This window comes from Amycolatopsis sp. NPDC004079 (assembly GCF_040610415.1).
Lineage (GTDB): Bacteria > Actinomycetota > Actinomycetes > Mycobacteriales > Pseudonocardiaceae > Amycolatopsis > Amycolatopsis halotolerans.
Genome location: NZ_JBEXMH010000046.1, coordinates 18455 through 35884, shown reverse-complemented (window position 1 = coordinate 35884; position 17430 = coordinate 18455). Strand labels below are relative to the sequence as shown.

Annotated in this window: 18 protein-coding genes; 12 read left to right on the top strand and 6 right to left on the bottom strand. The window is 70.2% G+C overall.

Translation table 11 applies throughout. The annotated features are described in order from the left end of the window. Positions 1 to 49: 49 nt before the first annotated feature. Complete coding sequence (locus tag ABZX37_RS34610) at positions 50 to 943, top strand: ferritin-like domain-containing protein (RefSeq protein WP_354746871.1); 894 nt, start codon at positions 50 to 52, stop codon at positions 941 to 943. A 95-nt stretch (positions 944 to 1038) separates the two neighbouring features. On the opposite strand, the gene ABZX37_RS34605 is transcribed toward ABZX37_RS34610, so the two are convergent. From ABZX37_RS34605 to ABZX37_RS34585, 5 genes are all read right to left on the bottom strand, one after another. Then, positions 1039 to 1719 (bottom strand): hypothetical protein, encoded by a 681-nt coding sequence (locus ABZX37_RS34605; RefSeq protein ID WP_354746797.1) that lies wholly within the window; start codon positions 1717 to 1719, stop codon positions 1039 to 1041. A 45-nt stretch (positions 1720 to 1764) separates the two neighbouring features. Then, entirely contained in the window at positions 1765 to 2775 is a 1011-nt protein-coding gene (locus ABZX37_RS34600; protein ID WP_354746795.1) for an aminotransferase class V-fold PLP-dependent enzyme, read from the bottom strand. A gap of 10 nt (positions 2776 to 2785) precedes the next feature. Continuing rightward, positions 2786 to 3550 (bottom strand): isocitrate lyase/phosphoenolpyruvate mutase family protein, encoded by a 765-nt coding sequence (locus ABZX37_RS34595; protein WP_354746793.1) that lies wholly within the window; start codon positions 3548 to 3550, stop codon positions 2786 to 2788. 79 nt (positions 3551 to 3629) lie between these two features. Beyond that, complete coding sequence (locus tag ABZX37_RS34590) at positions 3630 to 4259, bottom strand: GPP34 family phosphoprotein (RefSeq protein WP_354746791.1); 630 nt, start codon at positions 4257 to 4259, stop codon at positions 3630 to 3632. Further along, the gene (locus tag ABZX37_RS34585) at positions 4256 to 5695 is read right to left on the bottom strand and encodes a glycosyltransferase family 39 protein (RefSeq protein WP_354746789.1); all 1440 of its coding nucleotides are present in this window, start codon (positions 5693 to 5695) and stop codon (positions 4256 to 4258) included. The genes ABZX37_RS34590 and ABZX37_RS34585 overlap by 4 nt, the downstream gene beginning before the upstream one ends. A 168-nt stretch (positions 5696 to 5863) precedes the next feature. Between ABZX37_RS34585 and ABZX37_RS34580 the strand changes: the two genes are divergently transcribed. Together ABZX37_RS34580 and ABZX37_RS34575 are read left to right on the top strand one after the other, a co-directional pair. Continuing rightward, a complete protein-coding gene (locus tag ABZX37_RS34580; RefSeq protein WP_354746787.1) occupies positions 5864 to 7075 on the top strand; it encodes a histidine kinase in 1212 nt (403 codons plus the stop codon). Further along, the gene (locus ABZX37_RS34575) at positions 7072 to 7722 is read left to right on the top strand and encodes a response regulator transcription factor (RefSeq protein ID WP_354746786.1); all 651 of its coding nucleotides are present in this window, start codon (positions 7072 to 7074) and stop codon (positions 7720 to 7722) included. The genes ABZX37_RS34580 and ABZX37_RS34575 overlap by 4 nt, the downstream gene beginning before the upstream one ends. Here ABZX37_RS34575 and ABZX37_RS34570 read toward each other — a convergent pair whose 3' ends face one another. Next, positions 7723 to 8400 carry a helix-turn-helix domain-containing protein gene (locus tag ABZX37_RS34570; RefSeq protein WP_354746784.1) on the bottom strand — a complete coding sequence of 226 codons (678 nt, stop codon included), beginning with the start codon at positions 8398 to 8400 and terminating at the stop codon, positions 7723 to 7725. Positions 8401 to 8517: 117 nt separating this feature from the next. Between ABZX37_RS34570 and ABZX37_RS34565 the strand changes: the two genes are divergently transcribed. The 9 genes from ABZX37_RS34565 (at position 8518) to fahA (ending at position 17211) form a co-directional block, all read left to right on the top strand. After that, positions 8518 to 8937: a nuclear transport factor 2 family protein gene (locus tag ABZX37_RS34565; protein WP_354746782.1), complete on the top strand. Its 420-nt coding sequence runs from the start codon at positions 8518 to 8520 to the stop codon at positions 8935 to 8937. A gap of 23 nt (positions 8938 to 8960) precedes the next feature. Beyond that, positions 8961 to 9794, top strand: coding sequence for an SDR family oxidoreductase (locus tag ABZX37_RS34560; RefSeq protein WP_354746780.1), 834 nt, complete (start codon positions 8961 to 8963; stop codon positions 9792 to 9794). Continuing rightward, positions 9787 to 10581 carry an SDR family NAD(P)-dependent oxidoreductase gene (locus tag ABZX37_RS34555; RefSeq protein ID WP_354746778.1) on the top strand — a complete coding sequence of 265 codons (795 nt, stop codon included), beginning with the start codon at positions 9787 to 9789 and terminating at the stop codon, positions 10579 to 10581. Before ABZX37_RS34560 ends, ABZX37_RS34555 begins: the two co-directional genes overlap by 8 nt. Then, positions 10578 to 11984, top strand: a complete 1407-nt coding sequence (locus ABZX37_RS34550) for an FAD-dependent oxidoreductase (protein WP_354746776.1) — start codon at positions 10578 to 10580, stop codon at positions 11982 to 11984. Before ABZX37_RS34555 ends, ABZX37_RS34550 begins: the two co-directional genes overlap by 4 nt. 36 nt (positions 11985 to 12020) lie before the next feature. After that, a complete protein-coding gene (locus ABZX37_RS34545) occupies positions 12021 to 13355 on the top strand; it encodes an MFS transporter (RefSeq protein ID WP_354746774.1) in 1335 nt (444 codons plus the stop codon). A gap of 43 nt (positions 13356 to 13398) precedes the next feature. Next, on the top strand, positions 13399 to 13938 hold the full coding sequence (locus tag ABZX37_RS34540) for a MarR family transcriptional regulator (protein ID WP_354746772.1): 540 nt from the start codon (positions 13399 to 13401) through the stop codon (positions 13936 to 13938). An 83-nt stretch (positions 13939 to 14021) separates the two neighbouring features. After that, complete coding sequence (locus ABZX37_RS34535) at positions 14022 to 15221, top strand: cupin domain-containing protein (protein WP_354746770.1); 1200 nt, start codon at positions 14022 to 14024, stop codon at positions 15219 to 15221. Continuing rightward, positions 15188 to 16045, top strand: coding sequence for a hypothetical protein (locus tag ABZX37_RS34530; protein WP_354746869.1), 858 nt, complete (start codon positions 15188 to 15190; stop codon positions 16043 to 16045). The genes ABZX37_RS34535 and ABZX37_RS34530 overlap by 34 nt, the downstream gene beginning before the upstream one ends. Next, positions 16042 to 17211, top strand: coding sequence for a fumarylacetoacetase (fahA, locus tag ABZX37_RS34525; protein ID WP_354746768.1), 1170 nt, complete (start codon positions 16042 to 16044; stop codon positions 17209 to 17211). The genes ABZX37_RS34530 and fahA overlap by 4 nt, the downstream gene beginning before the upstream one ends. Positions 17212 to 17430: the final 219 nt, after the last annotated feature.

Sequence of the window (17430 nt, the reverse complement as noted above, 5' to 3'; positions counted from 1 at the left end):
CGGCCTGGCAGGATGGGCCGACGTGACCGCAGACCTCTCCCGGCGCGCCGTGCTGCGTCTGGGCGCACTGAGCGCCACTGTCGCCGCGGCTGTGCCGCTCGCCGCCTGCTCGGGCGGCTACGACGACGCCCCCGATCCGCTGGCCCCGCTGCTGGCGATGGCCGAGGCGGACGCCGCCGCGGCAAGGAAGCTGCCGTCCGGCGGCGACGCGGCCGGCCAGGTGGCCGACGCCAGAGCCGCGCAGGCGGCCGCGCTGAAGGCCGAGGCGGACCGGCTGAACCGGCCCAAGAAGGCGGCGAACGTCCCGCCCGCGCCCGCGGATCTGGGCGGGTTCAAGGACCGGCTCGCCGCCGCGCGCAAGCAGGCCGAGGACCTGGTGGCGGCACTGCCCGCGTACCGGGCCGGGCTCGTCGCGTCGGTGGCCGCCGGATGCGCCGGGCTGCAGCGGATCGCGCCGGAACTCGGGCCGGGGGCCGACGCCAAGGCCGCGGCCGCGCCGTCGTCGGTGCCGAAGGAAGCGGTGGATCCGCTGCAGAAGGCGCTGGCGGCCGAGCACGCGTCGCTGTGGGTGTACGGGCTGGTGACGGCGTTCCTGCCGGGCGATTTCGGGGACGCGGTGAAGGCTGGGCGCGCGGAACACACCGCGCGGCGCGACGTGGTGACGCAGATGATCACTTCGGCTTCGGCTACGCCGGTTGCGCCTGAAGCCGCGTACGTGCCGCCTAAGCCGGTTACGGACACTGCTTCGGCTGCTGCGCTCGTGGCGAGCGCGGAGGCGGACACGGCGGCGGCTTGGCTTGCCGTGCTTACGCATACCGATGACGCGGGGTTGCGCGGGATGGCGTTGCAGGCGCTGGTGGCTGCTTCGCGGCGCGGGATGCCTTGGCGGCAGGAAGCGGGTCAGAAGCCCGCTGCCGTGGCGTTGCCTGGGCAGCCTTCCTAAAAAAAGCGCGCAGGCCGGGCGGACGTCGTGAGCGCTTGTGCCGGTTCTGACCGGCACAAGCGCTCAAAGCCCGCGGTCACGTCGTCCGGGACCGCTCAGCGGAGCTTCCCGGACAGCTTCACCGCGTTCTTCGCGATCCGGGTCAGCAGCTGCTTGTCGTGGTGGCCGTAGTAGAAGTCGGTGAGCACGATCGTCACCTCGACGCCGCTGGCCTTCGACTCGTACGCGGCCTGGTCGCCGCTCAGCTTCGGGGCGTCGGTGTCGTGGAAGGTGCCGTCGCGGACCAGGTCGCTCACGTTGCCCGTGCCGTCCCGGTCGGTGAGCTGCTTCAACTCGGTCGCCTTCGCCGCGTCGGGCATCGTCACCAGCACGACCGAGACCAGCGCCTTCGCGTCGCCGGACTGCACCGTGTACAGCGCCCGCGCCAGGGACTTGCACGGGTTGTCCTGGAAGAACTTCTTGGCGTCCGTGTAGGCGTTGGCGGCGCAGTCGGTGGCCTTGACCGGGCCTTCGGCCAGCTTGTAGTCGAACGCGGGCTTCGTCGTGGTCGCCGGGGGTTCGGCGACGGGCGTGTACGGCGTGCTTTCGTGCCGGATCAGGTACCAGACGAGTCCGGCCACGACGGCGATCGCCACGAGTCCGGCGCCGCGCAGCAGCAGGGTGCGGTTGTTGCGCGGCGGGCCGGACGGCGGCGGGCCCGGTTGCGCGGGCACGGCCGGGATCGGGGCCGTGTCCGAAAGGCCGGGGGTACCGGGGGTGAACTGCGGGTGCGACACGCGACCACCGTAGTTCACCGCTTCCCCGGCGGTGAGCCCAGACGCTCAGCCCAGGGCGCCCAGAACGCGTTCGACGTCGTCAGGGCCGTTGTAGAGGTGGAAACCGACCCGTACCCGCCCGTTGCGGACGCTCGCGACGACCCCGGCTTCGGCGAGCCGCGCCGGATCGGCTTCCAGCGCCACGATCGCGCTCCCCTGCGGCTCCAGACCCGCTGCGGCGCGCAGGGAATCGGCCAGACCGGTGTTGTGTTCGCGCACCGCGGCGAGGTCCAGTGACGCGAAGTAGTCGAACGATTCCGCTGCGCCTACGTGCGACAGCCATACCGGCGAAAGGTCGAACCCGCGGGCGTTTCCGGCCAGGCGCAGTGGCATTCCGTATACCGAGGACCACGGATCGTCGCCGGCGTACCAGTTCGCGGCGACCGGACGGGTCCGCTCGTGCGCCCGCGGGTGCACCGCGAGCCAGGCGCAGCCGCGCGGCGAGAACAGCCATTTGTAGCCCGCGCAGACGATCCAGTCCGCCCACGCGACGTCCAGCGGGAGCCAGCCGGCGGCTTGCGTGACGTCGATCAGAACGGGCACGTCCGCGGCTTCGGCGGCGGCCCGCAGCGCGGCGGTGTCGAGGAGCGCGCCGTCGGCGGACTGCGCGAGGCTGACCGCGACGAGGTCGTGGCCTTCGACGTGCTGCGCCAGCTTGGCGAGCGGCGCCTCGGTGACGGTCGCCCGCTGCGCGAACGGGAACGTGACGCTGGTGAATTCGTTCTCCGCCACCAGAACGCGGGCGTCCGGAGCCAGCCCGCCGGCGACGTTCGCCACCAGCTGCGACACCGACGCGCCGATCGCCACCCGATCCGCCGGAACGCCCGCGAGCCGCGCGAACCCGTTGCGGGAACGGGACACCGCCTCGTCGAAGTCCGACGGGGTGTTCTGCCCGGTGCGCCACCGGGCGACCGCGGCGTCGACCGCTTCGGCGACGGGCGTGGGCGGGATTCCGATGCTGGGCGTGTTGAGGTATCCGGCGGGGACGGCGAAGTCGGTGTTTCCTCCGAAGATCATGTCGTGAAGATTACGGGAGCAGCGCCGTGATATCACCGTACGACGGCGGATTCATCGGCAGTTCCGTCTCTTCCCGTACGGAGTCCACTGTGGCCAGTGCGGCGGAAAGTGCTACGCGGTAAGGCGTTGAGCCGAGGCTGACCCTCGCCACGCCTAACGAAGCCAATTCCGAGAAAGTGGCTTTCCCGGGCAGGTACAGCAGGTTCACCGGGACTTCGACCGCTTCGACCAGTTCGGTCACGTCCGCGGCATCGTGCAGGCCGGGGACGAAGACGCAGTCGGCGCCAGCGTCAGCGTACGCGCAGGCCCGGGTGATGGCGTCCGCGACCGGGCCGGTGCCGAGCCAATGCGTGTCGGTGCGGGCGTTGAGGAACATTCCCGGGACTCGTTCGCGCACCTTGGCCAGCAGCGCGGCCTGAACGACGATCGGGGCGAGGGTGTCGGCTCGGCCGTCTTCCAGGTTGACGCCGACCACCCCGGCGTCCGCGAGTTCCGCGACGAGGTCCGCTGCTTCGGCGGGGTCAGTGCTGAAGCCGTCGGCGAGGTCGACGCTGACCAGAATGTCCAGTGGTGCCAGCGATTTCGCCAGTGCGACGGTCGCGGCGCGGGATTCCGGGGCGCCGTCGGCGAGCCCGGCCGCGGCCGAGACGCCGAGGCTGGTGGTGCCGACGGCCGGGTGGCCCGCGTCGGCGAGGGCAGCGGCGAAACCGAACTCCCAGACGTTCGGCAGAAGCAGCGGACGGCCGGGGACGTGCAACGCGGCGAAGGAGGTCATGTCCGCAACGGTACGACCTCGACGCTTCGGCGGCGGCCGAACCGTCGGTCAGCCCCCTCGGCTGACCGACAGTCCCAGTTCAGCCTCCGGAACCGCCGGAGAACGCGGCGATCCGCGCCGCCCGTCGGCCCGCCACTGCCTTGCGCAGCGCTGGCACCGCTGGTCCGGCGAGCTTCTCCAGCTCCGCCAGCCGATCGGCGTGGTGCCGCGCGTCCGATCGGGACATCCCGGCTCCGGAGGCAGCGGCCAGGGCGGCCAGCGCCGCGGTTGGAGCGTCCACTTCGGACAGTGGGGAGGTCAGGGCGTGGTCGAGCCGCGCATGCGCGTCGCGTACTCGCGTCGGGTCGGAAGGGACCAAGACCTTGCGGTGCAAGACCGAGCTGGTTCCCTCTTCGAGCAAACCCGCCGCGGAGAGCTGCGTTTCCAGCGACTGCAGCGTGTCGTTCTTTCCGCGCCGCAGCAACGCGCGCCACGATCCGGGGCGGTGCGCGCGGACATCGGCGAGCAGGTCGTCGAGAAGGAGGTCGCCGGTGGGGGCGGCACCGGTCGGTTCGGCGTGGCCGCGCTGGTCGCGGAGGTTGCCGCGCAGCACCAGGTCGGTCACCGCGGCGGCGCGGACCAGCAGGGCCGCGTTGGAGCGGCGGGAGACCGGGCCGCCTTCCGGGTCGCAGGCGAGAAAATACGCTCGCGCGGGCAAGGAATCGCTCATTGTTTCTTCACCTCTGGCCAGATCGTTTCCCAGGATTGCTTCCGCCCGGTGTACAGCCACATCAGTCCGGGCACCACTTCAGTCACCGAAGAGAAGTACGGTCTCAGCAACGCCGGGTCGAAGCCCGCGAAAAGCACGTTCTTCGCGGAATCCGGCGGCCGGTCGAAGTACCAGTATCCTCGGTGTCCGCTGTAGACATTGTTGATCCCGTACCGCGGGCCGTAGTACTCCACGGCCGCGGCGAACGGGTAGATTTCCCCGTATACCGCGGTTTCTCGCCGTACGGAATCGGGCAGCGACCGATAGGTCTGCCCGACGCCATCCGCCACCTGCTGTTGTGCGGTCTCCCCTGCCGCGAAGACGGTGCCGAGCGAAATCGGGCCGAACGACGTCGCTTTCATCGACGCCGGCCACACCGGAAGCCCGGCCACGGTGACCGCCGCCGAAAGCACGAACGCGATTCCGACGGGAATCTTCCACCACCGCACCAGATTTCGCCGCGAAAGCTCCGTCGCCGCGGCGGCGAACGGCAGCGAATACAGGCTCATCAGATAGTACGAGCGGCCGTGCGTCGCGATGATCACCGCCACGACCAGCAGCAACGCCACAGCGAGGTATCGGTACGGCATCAGGTCCGGCGAACGGAACAGCCGCCACATTCCGTACAGCAGCGCCAGCACGCCGATTCCCATTCCGGCACCGAGCACCCCGTCGCGTGCGAAGGCGAGGTAGCCGGGGAATTCGGCCGCGACGACTTCGCCCATCTGGGTGTAAGCCCAGCCGTGCGTCGCTTGCCAGAAGAACGTCGGCAGGGTCGCCACGACGGCGATCAGCGCGCCCAGCCACAGTTTCGGCCGGGAAAACAGCTTTCGCGGTCCCAGCACGAGCGCGGACACCAGCACCGCGCCCCACAACGCGGGAATCAGGAACTTCGTCTGCAGCGACACCGCGGTGACCGCTCCGGCCCACACGAGCAGGCCGTCGCGCCGGGTCCGGGTCCAGCGCACGAGCAGGAACACCACGAGCGTCCAGAAGAACGGATCCAGCACGTAGGTGGCGACCCAGTGGCTGATGATGATCAGCCCCGACGTCGCGTACGCCCCCGCAGCCATCACTTGCGCCCCGCGCCCGCCGCCGAGTTCGCGGGCGGTCAACGCGGTCACCACGACCCCGGCGCCGGCCGCGAGCGCCATCGGCAAGCGCAACGCGACCAGCGAACCGGGGAACCACTGGTCGAGGGCTCCGGCCAGCAGCGGGACGAGCGGCGGCTGGTCGAAATACCCCCAGGCCAGGTGATCTCGACCAGCCACGAGGAAGTACAGCTCGTCGAACCCGTGCGCGTACCGGGTGCTCGTCGCCACCAGCAGCGCGACGGCGGCCGCCGCGACCGCCAGCACCGGCAGCCGGGCGAACCGCGGGATTCCTTCGCTCGTCATGGCGTCGAGTCCACCGCGCCGGGCGGGTGCGGGGTAAGCGTGCTCGGTAGCGACTCGCAGCGACGAAAGTGGATCACTTCCGCCCGAGCCGCAACTTTCGGCGGTAGCCGCCCACCCGGGCGGTGCGGATCCGGCGCGGCCCGGTCGGCGAACGGATACCGTGACCGGGTGACCAGCACGTGCCGTTCCTGGCCGCGGTCGACCGACTGGCTCTGGCTGGGCGGTGCCGCGCTGGCGTTCGCCTGCCTCGACTTCGGGCTCTTTCTCGCCTCCGGACCCACCACCGGTTTCCTGGGGCCATACGCGACGCTCGTCTTGGAACTCGTCTGCGACGCGTCCCTGCTTCTCCTGGCGCGCTTCCCGAACGCGGTGGCCGGGCTGCTGATCGTGGCCTCGCTGGCGATGCTGGCGTCCGACCTCTTCTCCCCCGGCCTGCTCGTGCCCACGCGCCAGCCGACGCTGATGACCGTTCCCACGATCACGCCGATCGTGCTGGCGCAGCTCGTCCGGCAGCTGGATCGGCGGCGGCTGTTGTGGATCGCCGGATTCCTGGCGCTGCTGGCGACGCGGCCGTGGAACCCGGCCTGGAACACGACGCCGTTCGGCTTGCTGAGCACCGCGCTTCCGGTGGCTGTCTCGCTGTACTTCGAGGCGCGCCGGCAGCTGCTGAGTTCGTTGCGGGACCGGGCCGAACGCGCGGAACGCGAACAGCATCTGCTCGCCGAACACGCGCTGGCGGCGGAGCGGCGGCGGCTGGCGAGCGAGATGCACGACGTGGTGACCCATCGGCTGAGCCTGATGGTGCTGCACGCGGGCGCGCTCGGCGTGACGTCGCCGGATCCGTCGGTGAAGTCGGCTGCCGAGGACATCCGGCGCGAGGGCGCGCATGCCCTGGACGAGCTGCGGGACCTGGTCGGCGTGCTGCGCAACGGCACCGGGATCGAACCGCCGGTGCCGAATCCGCCGCTTCCCGGCGAGGTGGCGGACCTGGTCGCCGAATCGGTCGCGGTCGGCATCGCGACCGAGCTTTCCGTGACCGGCGACCGGACTTCGGTGTCGCCGACCGTGGCACGCACCGCGTATCGCGTGGTGCAGGAGGCGCTCACCAACATCCGCAAGCACGCGCCGGGCTGCTCGGCGACGGTTTCGCTGCGCTATCACCCGGGTGGACTGGACGTGGCCGTCGCCAACACCCGCTCAGCCAAGCCGCCGGACGCGACGCTCGCGCGCAGTGGCTCCGGCGCGGGGCTGAGCGGGTTGCGGCAGCGGGTCGAACTGGTCGGCGGGACCTTCGAGGCGGGCGCCGTGCCCGGCGGCGGGTTCCGGATCGGTGCGATACTTCCCGCCTACGTCCCGACCACGGAAGGTGCTGCCCGGTGATCACGGTCGTGGTGGCCGACGACGAGCCGATGGTGTGCGCGCACCTGCGCACGATCCTCGGTTCGGCCGGCGACATCGAGGTAGTCGCACAGGCGCGGGACGGCGCCGAGGCGGTCGAGGAAGTGGTCCGGCACCGGCCGTCGGTGGTGCTGATGGACCTGCGGATGCCCGGCGTCGACGGGCTGGCCGCCATCGAGCGGATCTGCGCGCTGCCGGAGCCGCCCGCGGTCGTCGCGCTGACGACGTTCGACGCGGACACCTACGTCATCCGCGCCCTCCGCGCGGGCGCGGCCGGGTTCCTGGTGAAATCGACGCCGCCGGAGGACCTGATCGGCCTGGTCCGGGTCGCCGCGGACGGGCACACCGTGCTTTCGCCCTCGGCCGCGCGCCGGTTGGTGGCGCTGTCGTCGGACGGCCACCGCCGCGACGACGAGGCCCGCCGCCGGACCGCCGGGTTGACTGAGCGCGAGCGGGATGTGCTGGCCTGCTTGGGAGAAGGACTGTCCAATGCGGACATCGCCGGTCGGCTGCATCTGGCGGAGGCGACGGTGAAGAGCTATGTGTCGCGGATGCTGGTGAAGCTCGACTGCACGAACCGGACCCAGGCCGGGTTGCTGGCGCACGAGGCTGGGCTCGTCGGCCGGTAGCTATTTCAACAGCGAGCCCAGGCGCTGTGCTGAGGCCACCACCAAGCGGCCCAGCTCGTCCGGGTCCGGAGCTTCGAACAGCGACAGCCCGATACTCGTACCCGGCGCGTCACGACCAGTCGGCACCACCGCCGAAATCCCCGTGATCCCCGGCGCGATCTCCCCCACCGACACCGCATAACCCCGGGACCGGGCGCGCGTGATCTCCTCACGCTCCCCCTCCACCGGAGGCTCCGCCGACAGCAGCGCGAGCCCGGCCGAACCGCGGCCTATCGGGTCCAGCTGGCCGCTGCGGAACGACACGTGCATCCGCGCCTGCCGCGGTTCCACGATCATCAGCATCCGCACCTGTTCGACGTTTTCGCGGACGACCAGGTGCGCCGACGCCCGACCGGCGTCCGAGAGCTCCTCCAGCACCGGGCGCGCGAGCGTGCGCAGGTCCTGTTCCACCGGTTCGGCCAGGCGCACGAGGCCGGTGCCGAGCGAGATCCGCTTGAACCGGTCGCGCCGGCAGAGGTGGTGCGCCTCCAGCGTGCGCACGAGGCGGTGCGCGACCGTCCGGTGCACGCCGATCCCCTCGGCGATCTCGGTCATCGTGAGCCCCTGTGGATGCTCCACCAGCAGCTCCAGGACCTGAAGCCCGTGGCTCAGCGTCTTCGACGTCCCCGTTTCGGACACACGACTCCCTTGACGACAGCTTGTCCGGCGACCTACTGTTCCTACATATCGCACGGTGCGTGCGAATATAGCACGTTTGCCGCTCGAGGCAACTCCCCGCGGATCGAGGTCCCTGACATGAGCGAAGTCCCCGTCGAGGACGTGGTGGCGGTGCATCAGCTCTACGGCCGCCAGAGCCACGCCATCGACTCCGGGCAGGCCGCGCGCTGGGCCGCCACGTTCACGCCGGACGGGGAGTTCGTCTCGCCCAGTTACCCGGAACCCGCTGTCGGCACGGCCGCATTGACCGCGTTCGCCGAACGCTTTCACGCCGGGTGCGTGGAGTCCGGGGAGCGGCTGCGGCACGTGGTGTCCACAGTGGAGGTCCGGTCAGGACAGTCCGGGGATGCCTTGCGAGCGCTCGCCTATCTGCAGATCGTCGGGACGCCGGAAGGCGGATCCCCGCGACTGCACCGGCTCACCGTGCTGGACGACGAACTCGTGCGCACCGCGGAAGGCTGGCGCGTGCGCCGTCGCACCGTGCACCGCGAGCCCTGAGAAACAACGAGGAGAAAACGCAGATGACCACTCTCGAGCCCACCGGCCCCGGCCGGGTGCTGCACCAGCCCGCGACCGCGCGGTACCCGGAGATGCCGGGCAAGGTCGCCGTGGTCACCGGCGCGGCTCGCGGAATGGGCGCGCGGTTCGCCGCCGGTCTCGCCACGCGCGGGGTGCACGTGGTGGGCGGCGATCTCGACACCGCCGCGATGACCGCCACCGCCGACGAGCTGACCGCCGCGCTCGCCGCCGAGTCCATTGAGGACAAGCCGGGCCGGATCGTCGCGTCCGCTGTGGACGTCACCCGCGCCGAGGACCACGTCGCGCTCGCCCAGCGCGCGATCGACGAGTTCGGCCGCATCGACTTCTGGGTCAACAACGCCGGGATCTTCCCCTACGGGGAGGTTCCCGACATCACCCCGGAGCAGATCCGCTCGACGCTCGCGGTGAACGTCGAGGGCGTGCTGTTCGGCGCGCAGGCGGCGGCCGCGCGGATGGAACCGGGCAGCGCGATCGTCAACATGGCGTCGGTGTCCGCGGTCCGCGTGCGCAAGGGCCGCGCGGCGTACTGCAGCTCCAAGGCGGCCGTCGCGCACCTCACCGAATCGCTCGCGGTGGAACTCGGCGACCAGGGCATCCGCGTCAATTCCATTGCCCCGGGCTACATCGACACCGAGATGACGCGCTGGATCCAGGACGACGCGCCAGCGCTGGCGAAGGCGCTGGACGCGGTTCCGCTGCACCGGATCGGCTCGCCGGAAGAGGTGTGCAGCGTGCTGCTGTTCCTGCTTTCGGACAGCTCGCGGTACGTGACCGGGCACAGCCTCGCGGTCGACGGCGGCTCCCGGCATGTCTGACGCCACCGAAGCCGTGCGCTACCCGGACGTCGTGCTCGTGACGGGCGCGGCGAACGGGATGGGCGCGCAACACGCCCGCGCGCTCGGCGAACGCGGCGTGCACGTCTGCGTCGCGGATTTCGCTGGTGCGGAGGAAATCGCGGACGAGATCCGCGCGGCGGGCGGTGCGGCAACTCCGTACACAATGGACGTTGTCGAGCCAGCACAGTGGACTCGCGTGCTCGAGAAGATCCGTTCCGAGCACGGTTCGCTCGGCGGGCTCGTGAACAACGCCGGGATCTCCCGGCGGCTGGAATTCCAGGACACCACCGCCGAGGTCTGGGACCGGGTGCTCGCGGTGAACCTGTCCGGGCCGTTCCACGGGATGCGCGCGGCGGCACCGCTGATGCGCGATTCGGGCGGCGGTTCGATCGTGAACATCTCGTCGATCTCCGGCCAGATCGGGTACTTCTCCCCCGCCTACTCGGCGAGCAAATGGGGATTGACCGGACTGTCGAAGTCCGCTGCGGGCAATTTCGCGAAGTGGCGGATCCGGGTCAACTCCGTCCATCCCGGACTGGTCGGCACCGGGCTGCTGGCGGGCGCGGACGCGTTCGTCAAGTCCGCTGTGGACAGTGTGCCCGCCGGAAGGATGGCCGACCCCAAGGAAATCACCGACACGGTGCTGTTCCTGCTCTCGGATCGCTCCACCTATCTGACCGGCAGCGAGGTCACTGTGGACGGCGGCCTTGTCTCGAACGGTCTCTACCATCGCATTCTCGCCGAAACCGGAGGTGATCTGGGATGAGCGTCGACGCTGACGTAGTAGTGATCGGCGGAGGCGGTGCGGGTCTGGCCGCCGCCGTCTCCGCCGCCGAGCACGGTGCCTCGGTGATGCTGTTCGAGTCGGAGAAGGAGCTCGGCGGCTCGACCCAGCTGTCCGCGGGCATGCTCACCGCGGCGGGCACGAGCGTCCAGCGCGAACTGGGCATCGAGGACACTCCGGAACGGTTCTTCCAGCACTACCTCGACCTCAACCAGTGGCAGCTGAAACCCGGGCTGCTCAAGACTTTCTGCCGTGAAGCCGGTCCCGCAGTCGAATGGCTGATCGGGCTCGGCGCGGAGATCCCGGCGAAGGTGTCGCACGACGCGCACACGCCGGGGCTGACCCGCGCGGGCGTCGAGGACGTCTGGCGCGGGCACGTGCCGAAGGACCAGGGCTACGGCCTCGTCCAGGTGCTCGACCGCGCTCGCCGCAAGGCTGGTGCCGAAGCGGTGCTGAACACCCGCGTCGAACGGCTGCTCGTGGAGAACGGCCGGGTCGCCGGCGTGGTCGCCGACGGCATCGAGGTCCGCGCGAACTCAGTGATCGTGACCAGCGGCGGGTTCGCCCAGGACCCCGCCTTGCGCTCGCGGTACTACCCGGACGCGGACGCGGCGGGCGAGGACCTGTTCGTCGTCGCCGCGCCCGGTTCCCGAGGCGACCACTTCGCGTTCGGCGAGCAGGTGTCCGCTTCGATCACCGGCGAGGGCTGGGGATTGCTGCTGCCGACGGCGTATTTCCAGCGCCTGCACCATTGGCAGTCCGGTTTCCCGCCGCGCTCGCGCGTGCTGGTGAACGCGCACGGCCGCCGGTTCATGGACGAGGACGCGTCGTACGCGGTGTCCAGCGGCATCATTTCCGCACAAGACGGTCCAGTGTGGATGGTCTTCGACGAGCGGGCGCGCCGCGACCTCCCGCCCGGCTACGCGCATTGGAACGCCGACCACGTACTGTCCGAAGCGGACGCTGGCCGCACCCTGCGCGCCGACACGCTGGAGGCCTTGGCAGGCAAGATGAACGTGCCCGCCGGAGCTCTACGGGCCACTGTGGACAGATGGAACGCCCAGCTCCCCACCGGCGAGGATCCGGAGTTCCTGCGGCACGAAACGCTGTCCGCCAAGGGCGCGACCGAGCCGCCCGCGAAGATCGCCACCGGTCCGTTCTTCGCCGCCCGCACGCTGCCCGCCGAATTGGTCTGCACGCACGCCGGGCTGGAGATAGACTCCAGCGCCGCCGTGCTCGATGTCCGCGGGAACCGGGTGCCCGGACTGTTCGCCGCGGGCGAGGCTGGGGCGGGCGTGCTCGGCTTCCGCTATGTCGGCGGCGGCAACGCGGTCGCCAACGCCGTCACCATGGGCCGCATCGCCGGTCGCTCCGCCGCTGCCTGACCCTTCAGACTTACTGCTCACCGTCGAGGAGAACCCATGTCCGTCCCCGCCGCAGCCGCCACCACGGCGGACTCCCCGCTGGCCAGACGCACCGTCCGCAAGGTCGGCGTGCGCGTCATGCCGATCGTCCTGCTGCTCTACATCTTCAACTACATGGACCGGGCGAACATCGGCTACGCCCAGCTCGGCATGGCCAAAGAGCTCACCATCACGGCCGCGACCTTCGGCGTCGCGTCGGCGATCTTCTTCCTCGCCTACGTGGTGTTCGAGGTCCCCAGCAACATGATCATGAAGAAGGTCGGGGCCCGGCTGTGGCTCAGCCGGATCGCGGTCAGCTGGGGCATCGTGACCGTGCTGACCGGGTTCGTCGCGAGCGTGACGCACCTGATGATCGCGCGGATCCTGCTCGGCATCGCCGAGGCGGGCCTGTTCCCCGGGCTGCTGCTGTACTTGACCTTCTGGTTCCGCGGCAAGGAACGCGGCCGGGCCATCGCGACGCTCGCGCTCGCACAGCCGATCGCGCTGATCCTCGGCAGCCTGTTCGGCGGCTGGATCCTCGACCACGTGCACTGGGCCGGCATGAGCAGCTGGCAGTGGGTGTTCATCCTGCAGGGCGCGCCCGCGGTGCTGATCGGCCTGCTGACCTTCTTCTACCTGCCGAACAAGCCCGCCGACGCGAAGTTCCTGACCGCCGAGGAACGCACCTGGCTGCAGACCGAGATCGACCGCGAGTACGTGCCGGAGGAGAAGGAGACGTTCCTCGGGCAGCTGCGCGCGGTGCGTGACGGCAAGGTCATGCTGCTGGCGATTTCCAACCTCTTCATCGCCTGCGGCCTGTACGGGCTGACGTTCTTCCTGCCGCTGATCGTGAAACAGCTCGACCCGAAGTACTCCTCGACCAACATCGGCCTGCTCGGCGCGATCCCGTACGTCGTCGGCGCGGTCGGCATGCTGCTGCTCGCCCGCAACTCCGACCGCACCGGCGAGCGCAAGGGCCACGTGATCGGCACCGTGCTGGTGGCGGCGATCGGGTTCTTCGGCGCGATCCAGTTCAAGACCGTGCCCACGTTGTCGCTGATCAGCCTCTCGCTGGCGGCGATCGGCGTGCTCGGCTACCTCGCGCCGTACTGGGCGATGGCCGCGCGGGTGCTGTCGAAGGAGCACACCGCGGTCGGGCTGGCCGCGATCAACTCGATCGCCGCACTCGGCGGGTTCTTCGGGCCGTACGCGATCGGGCTCGCGGCGACCGAGACCGACGTGACGGTCGGGCTGTACTTCCCGATCGGCTGCCTGATCGTCGCCGCGGTGATGCTGGCGTTCCTGAAGGTGCCACGTGACGCGGGCGCCCGCCTGACCCGTCCAGTGAAGTAGTTTCGAGTTTGATTATCCCGGCGGCGCGGGTACCGTGCTGTCCATGCAGGACTCCGCCGCGCCGCCGGACCCGGACTCGCTCGACTTCTGGTCGTTCATCGCGCTGGCCAACCGCAGGCTGTCGCAGGAGTTCGGGTTCCGCCACCAGCTGGCGACCGAGGTGCTGCTGACGCTGAACCGGGCGTCGAACCTGGTGACCTACGACCTCGAATCCGCCGTGCACCGGCCGCGCGGGCGCTCGTGGTCGGCGTTCCGCGTGCTGTTCGTCGTGTGGCTGGCCGGGCCGCTCGAACCGTCCGCTGCCGCCCGGCTCACCGGCATGAGCCGGGCGGCGGTGTCGAATCTAGCGAAGTCCCTGGTCAGCGAGGGTTTGCTGACGCGGACGCCGGGCGAGACAGACGGCCGCTCAGTGCAGTTGTCGCTCACCGAGGCCGGGCACGCCGAAATGCTCGAGGTGTTCGAGGCGCAGAACGAACGCGAGGCCGGGTGGGTCGAGGTGCTCACCGAGGCCGAGCAGCGCGTGCTGGTGCTGCTGCTGGACAAGCTCATCTCCGGCCGGGCCGGGTTCGCCACCCGCCGCTGACCCCTTTCCCCAGGCCAGTCCGTGGACTAGGCTGGCCTGAAAGTAGTACATACTTTGATTACTTCGCGCCGAGGAGGCGACCCATGGCCTACTACCGCAGCGCGGGCAGCATCCCGCCTAAGCGGCACACCCAGCACCGCACGCCCGAAGGCGGGCTCTATTCCGAGGAGCTGATGGGCGAGGAGGGCTTCTCCTCCGACTCGTCGCTGCTGTATCACCGCGGCATCCCGTCCGCGATCGTCGACGCGACGCCGTGGGAACTGCCGGACCAGACGCTCACCGAGAACCGGCCGCTCAAGCCGTTGCACCTCAAGCTGCACACGCTGTTCCCGGGCCAGGACTGGAAGCGCGCGGACGTCGTCAGCAACCGCCGGCTCGTGCTCGGCAACGGCGACGTGCGCATCTCCTACGTCGCCGCCGGCGAGGCTTCTCCGTTGTACCGCAACGCGATCGGCGACGAGTGCGTGTACGTCGAGTCCGGTGAAGCGGTCGTCGAGACGGTGTTCGGCGCACTGCCCGCCCGCGCTGGCGACTACGTGATCCTTCCCCGCGCCACCACGCACCGCTGGGTGCCGAAGGGCCCGGAACCGTTGCGCGCCTACGTGATCGAGGCGAACTCGCACATCGCGCCACCGAAGCGCTATCTCTCGCGCTACGGCCAGTTGCTGGAGCACGCGCCGTACTGCGAGCGCGACCTGCACGGCCCGGCCGAGCCGCTGCTCGCCGAGGGCACCGACGTCGAGGTGCTGGTGAAGCACCGCGGCTCGCGCGGCGTCGTCGGCACGCGTTATGTGTACCCGACGCACCCGTTCGACGTGGTCGGCTGGGACGGCTGCCTCTACCCGTACACGTTCAACGTCTCCGACTTCGAGCCCATCACCGGCCGCGTGCACCAGCCGCCGCCCGTGCACCAGGTGTTCGAGGGCAACAACTTCGTCATCTGCAACTTCGTCCCGCGCAAGGTCGATTACCACCCGCTGTCGATCCCGGTGCCGTACTACCATTCCAATGTGGACTCCGACGAGGTGATGTTCTACTGCGGCGGGAACTACGAGGCGCGCAAGGGTTCCGGCATCGGCCAGGGCTCGATCAGCCTGCACCCCGGCGGGCACAGCCACGGCCCGCAGCCCGGGGCGGTGGAACGCTCGATCGGCGCGGAGTTCTTCGACGAGCTGGCCGTCATGGTCGACACGTTCCGCCCGCTGGAGATCGGCGAGGGCGGCCACGCGAGCGACGACCCCGGTTACGCCTGGACCTGGGCAGGACGGGGACCGCAGTCGTGACCGACGCGCTGACCCGGGGTCTGCTCGACGACGCGGCCGTCTTCCCGCCCGGCCTCGCACCGCTGCCGGACGCCGTCGCCGCCCACGACCGGCACACCGCTTCCGGGTACGCCGCGATGGTCGGCCCGCTGGTGGTCGCCGCGTCCGGTTTGGCGGAACTGGCCGAAGTCGTCGCAGGCCGCTCGACGACCCTGCCGCTTACCGTGACGCTGCCCGCCGGGCCAGGCGGGATCGCCGACGTGCTCAAGGCCGTCGACGGCCTGCCGGTGTCGGTCGAATCGCTGGAAATCGCCGTGCCGCAAGGAATGAGCGTCGCCGAGTTCCTGTCCGCAGTGGACGGTTGCCCGGTTCCCATCGCCGTGGAAATCCCGCGCGACGACCGCCGGGTCCCGTTGCTGCAGGCGCTTTCCGGCACCCCGCACAAGGCGAAGTTCCGCACCGGCGGCACGTCCGCCGAGTACTACCCCGACGAAGCCGAACTCGCCGCCGCGATCCGCGCGACCGCCGAGGCAGGCGTCCCGTTCAAGGCGACCGCGGGCCTGCACCACGCGATCCGCAACACCGATCCGACAACCGGCTTTGAACAGCACGGATTCTTGAACCTCTTGCTCGCCGCCGAAGCGGTCGGTCGCGGTGCCGAGGACGAGGAAGTCGTTGCGCTGCTTGCCGAACGCGATGCCACAGCGGTCGCCGACCGCATCCGCGCGCTGGCCCCGGAACGCCTGGCCGCGGCCCGCGCGCAGTTCACCTCGTTCGGCACCTGCAGCATCACCGACCCGCTCACCGAACTGACAGACCTAGGCCTGATCGGAGCCACCGCATGACCGTGCTCGACATCCCCGCCGGCTCCCCCTTCGGCGTCGAAAACCTGCCGTACGGCGTTTTCTCGGCAGGCGGCGGCAGTCCCCGAGTGGGCGTGCGCGTGGGCGAGCACGTGCTGGACCTGTCGATCGCCTTGGGCGACGCGGTCTTCGCCGAGCCGACGCTGAACGCCTTCATGGCGCAGGGCTACGACCGCTGGGCCGAGGTCCGCACGCGCCTTCAGACGCTGGTCACCGGCGAGGTGCCCGCCGAAGCCGTGCACGCGATCGGCGACGTCACCCTGCACCTGCCGATCGACGTCGCCGATTACGTGGACTTCTACGCCTCGGAACACCACGCGTCGAACGTCGGCCGCCTGTTCCGTCCGGACGCGGAACCGTTGCTGCCCAACTGGAAACACCTCCCGGTCGGCTACCACGGCCGCTCCGGGACGGTCTACGTGTCCGGCACCGACGTGGTCCGCCCGAGCGGCCAGCGCAAGGGCGAGGACGGTCCGGTCTTCGGCCCGAGCACCCGCCTGGACATCGAGGCGGAACTGGGCTTCATCGTCGGCGCGGGCACCCCCGCCAACACACCCGTCTCGCCCGACGACTTCCCCCGCCATGTCTTCGGCGCCGTCCTGCTGAACGACTGGTCGGCCCGCGACATCCAGGCCTGGGAGTACGTCCCGCTGGGCCCGAACCTGGGCAAGAGCTTCGCGACGTCGATCTCGCCGTGGGTGGTCCCGATCCTCGCGCTGGCCGAGGCCCGCGTGCCCCTGCCCGGCCAGACGTCGCCGGAACCCCTGCCCTACCTGCGGGAATCGTCGCCGTGGGGCCTGGACATCACCCTCACGGTGCAGTGGAACGGCCAGGAAGTGGCCCGCCCGCCGTACCGCGAGATGTACTGGTCCCCCGCCCAGATGCTGGCCCACCTGACCGTCAACGGAGCCTCCGCCCGCACCGGCGACCTCTACGGCTCGGGCACCATCTCCGGGTCGGAAGCAGCGGAACGGGGCTCGTTCCTGGAACTCTCGTGGGGCGGCCGGGACCCGATGACCGTCAACGGCGAATCCCGCACGTTCCTGCAGGACGGGGACGAGGTCGCGATCACCGGCGCGGCCACCGCCAGCAGCGGCGCGAAGCTGGGCTTCGGCGAAGTCCGAGGCCGCATCCTCCCCGCCAGGTAACCAAAGCCGTGAGGGGAACCCTGAGGGACTCTGAATCCCTCAGGGTTCCCCTCACGTACTTCTCTGAAGCCGCACCGGTGCACCCAGGGCATCCAGAGCCCACCTTGCATCCCGATACGAAGCCTCCCTGCGGAAGGCGGGGGTTTGTCAAGGCATCTTTCCCGCCTTGACAAACCCCCGCCTTCCGTCAGCACAATCGGGCTTCGGGATGCCCGGCCA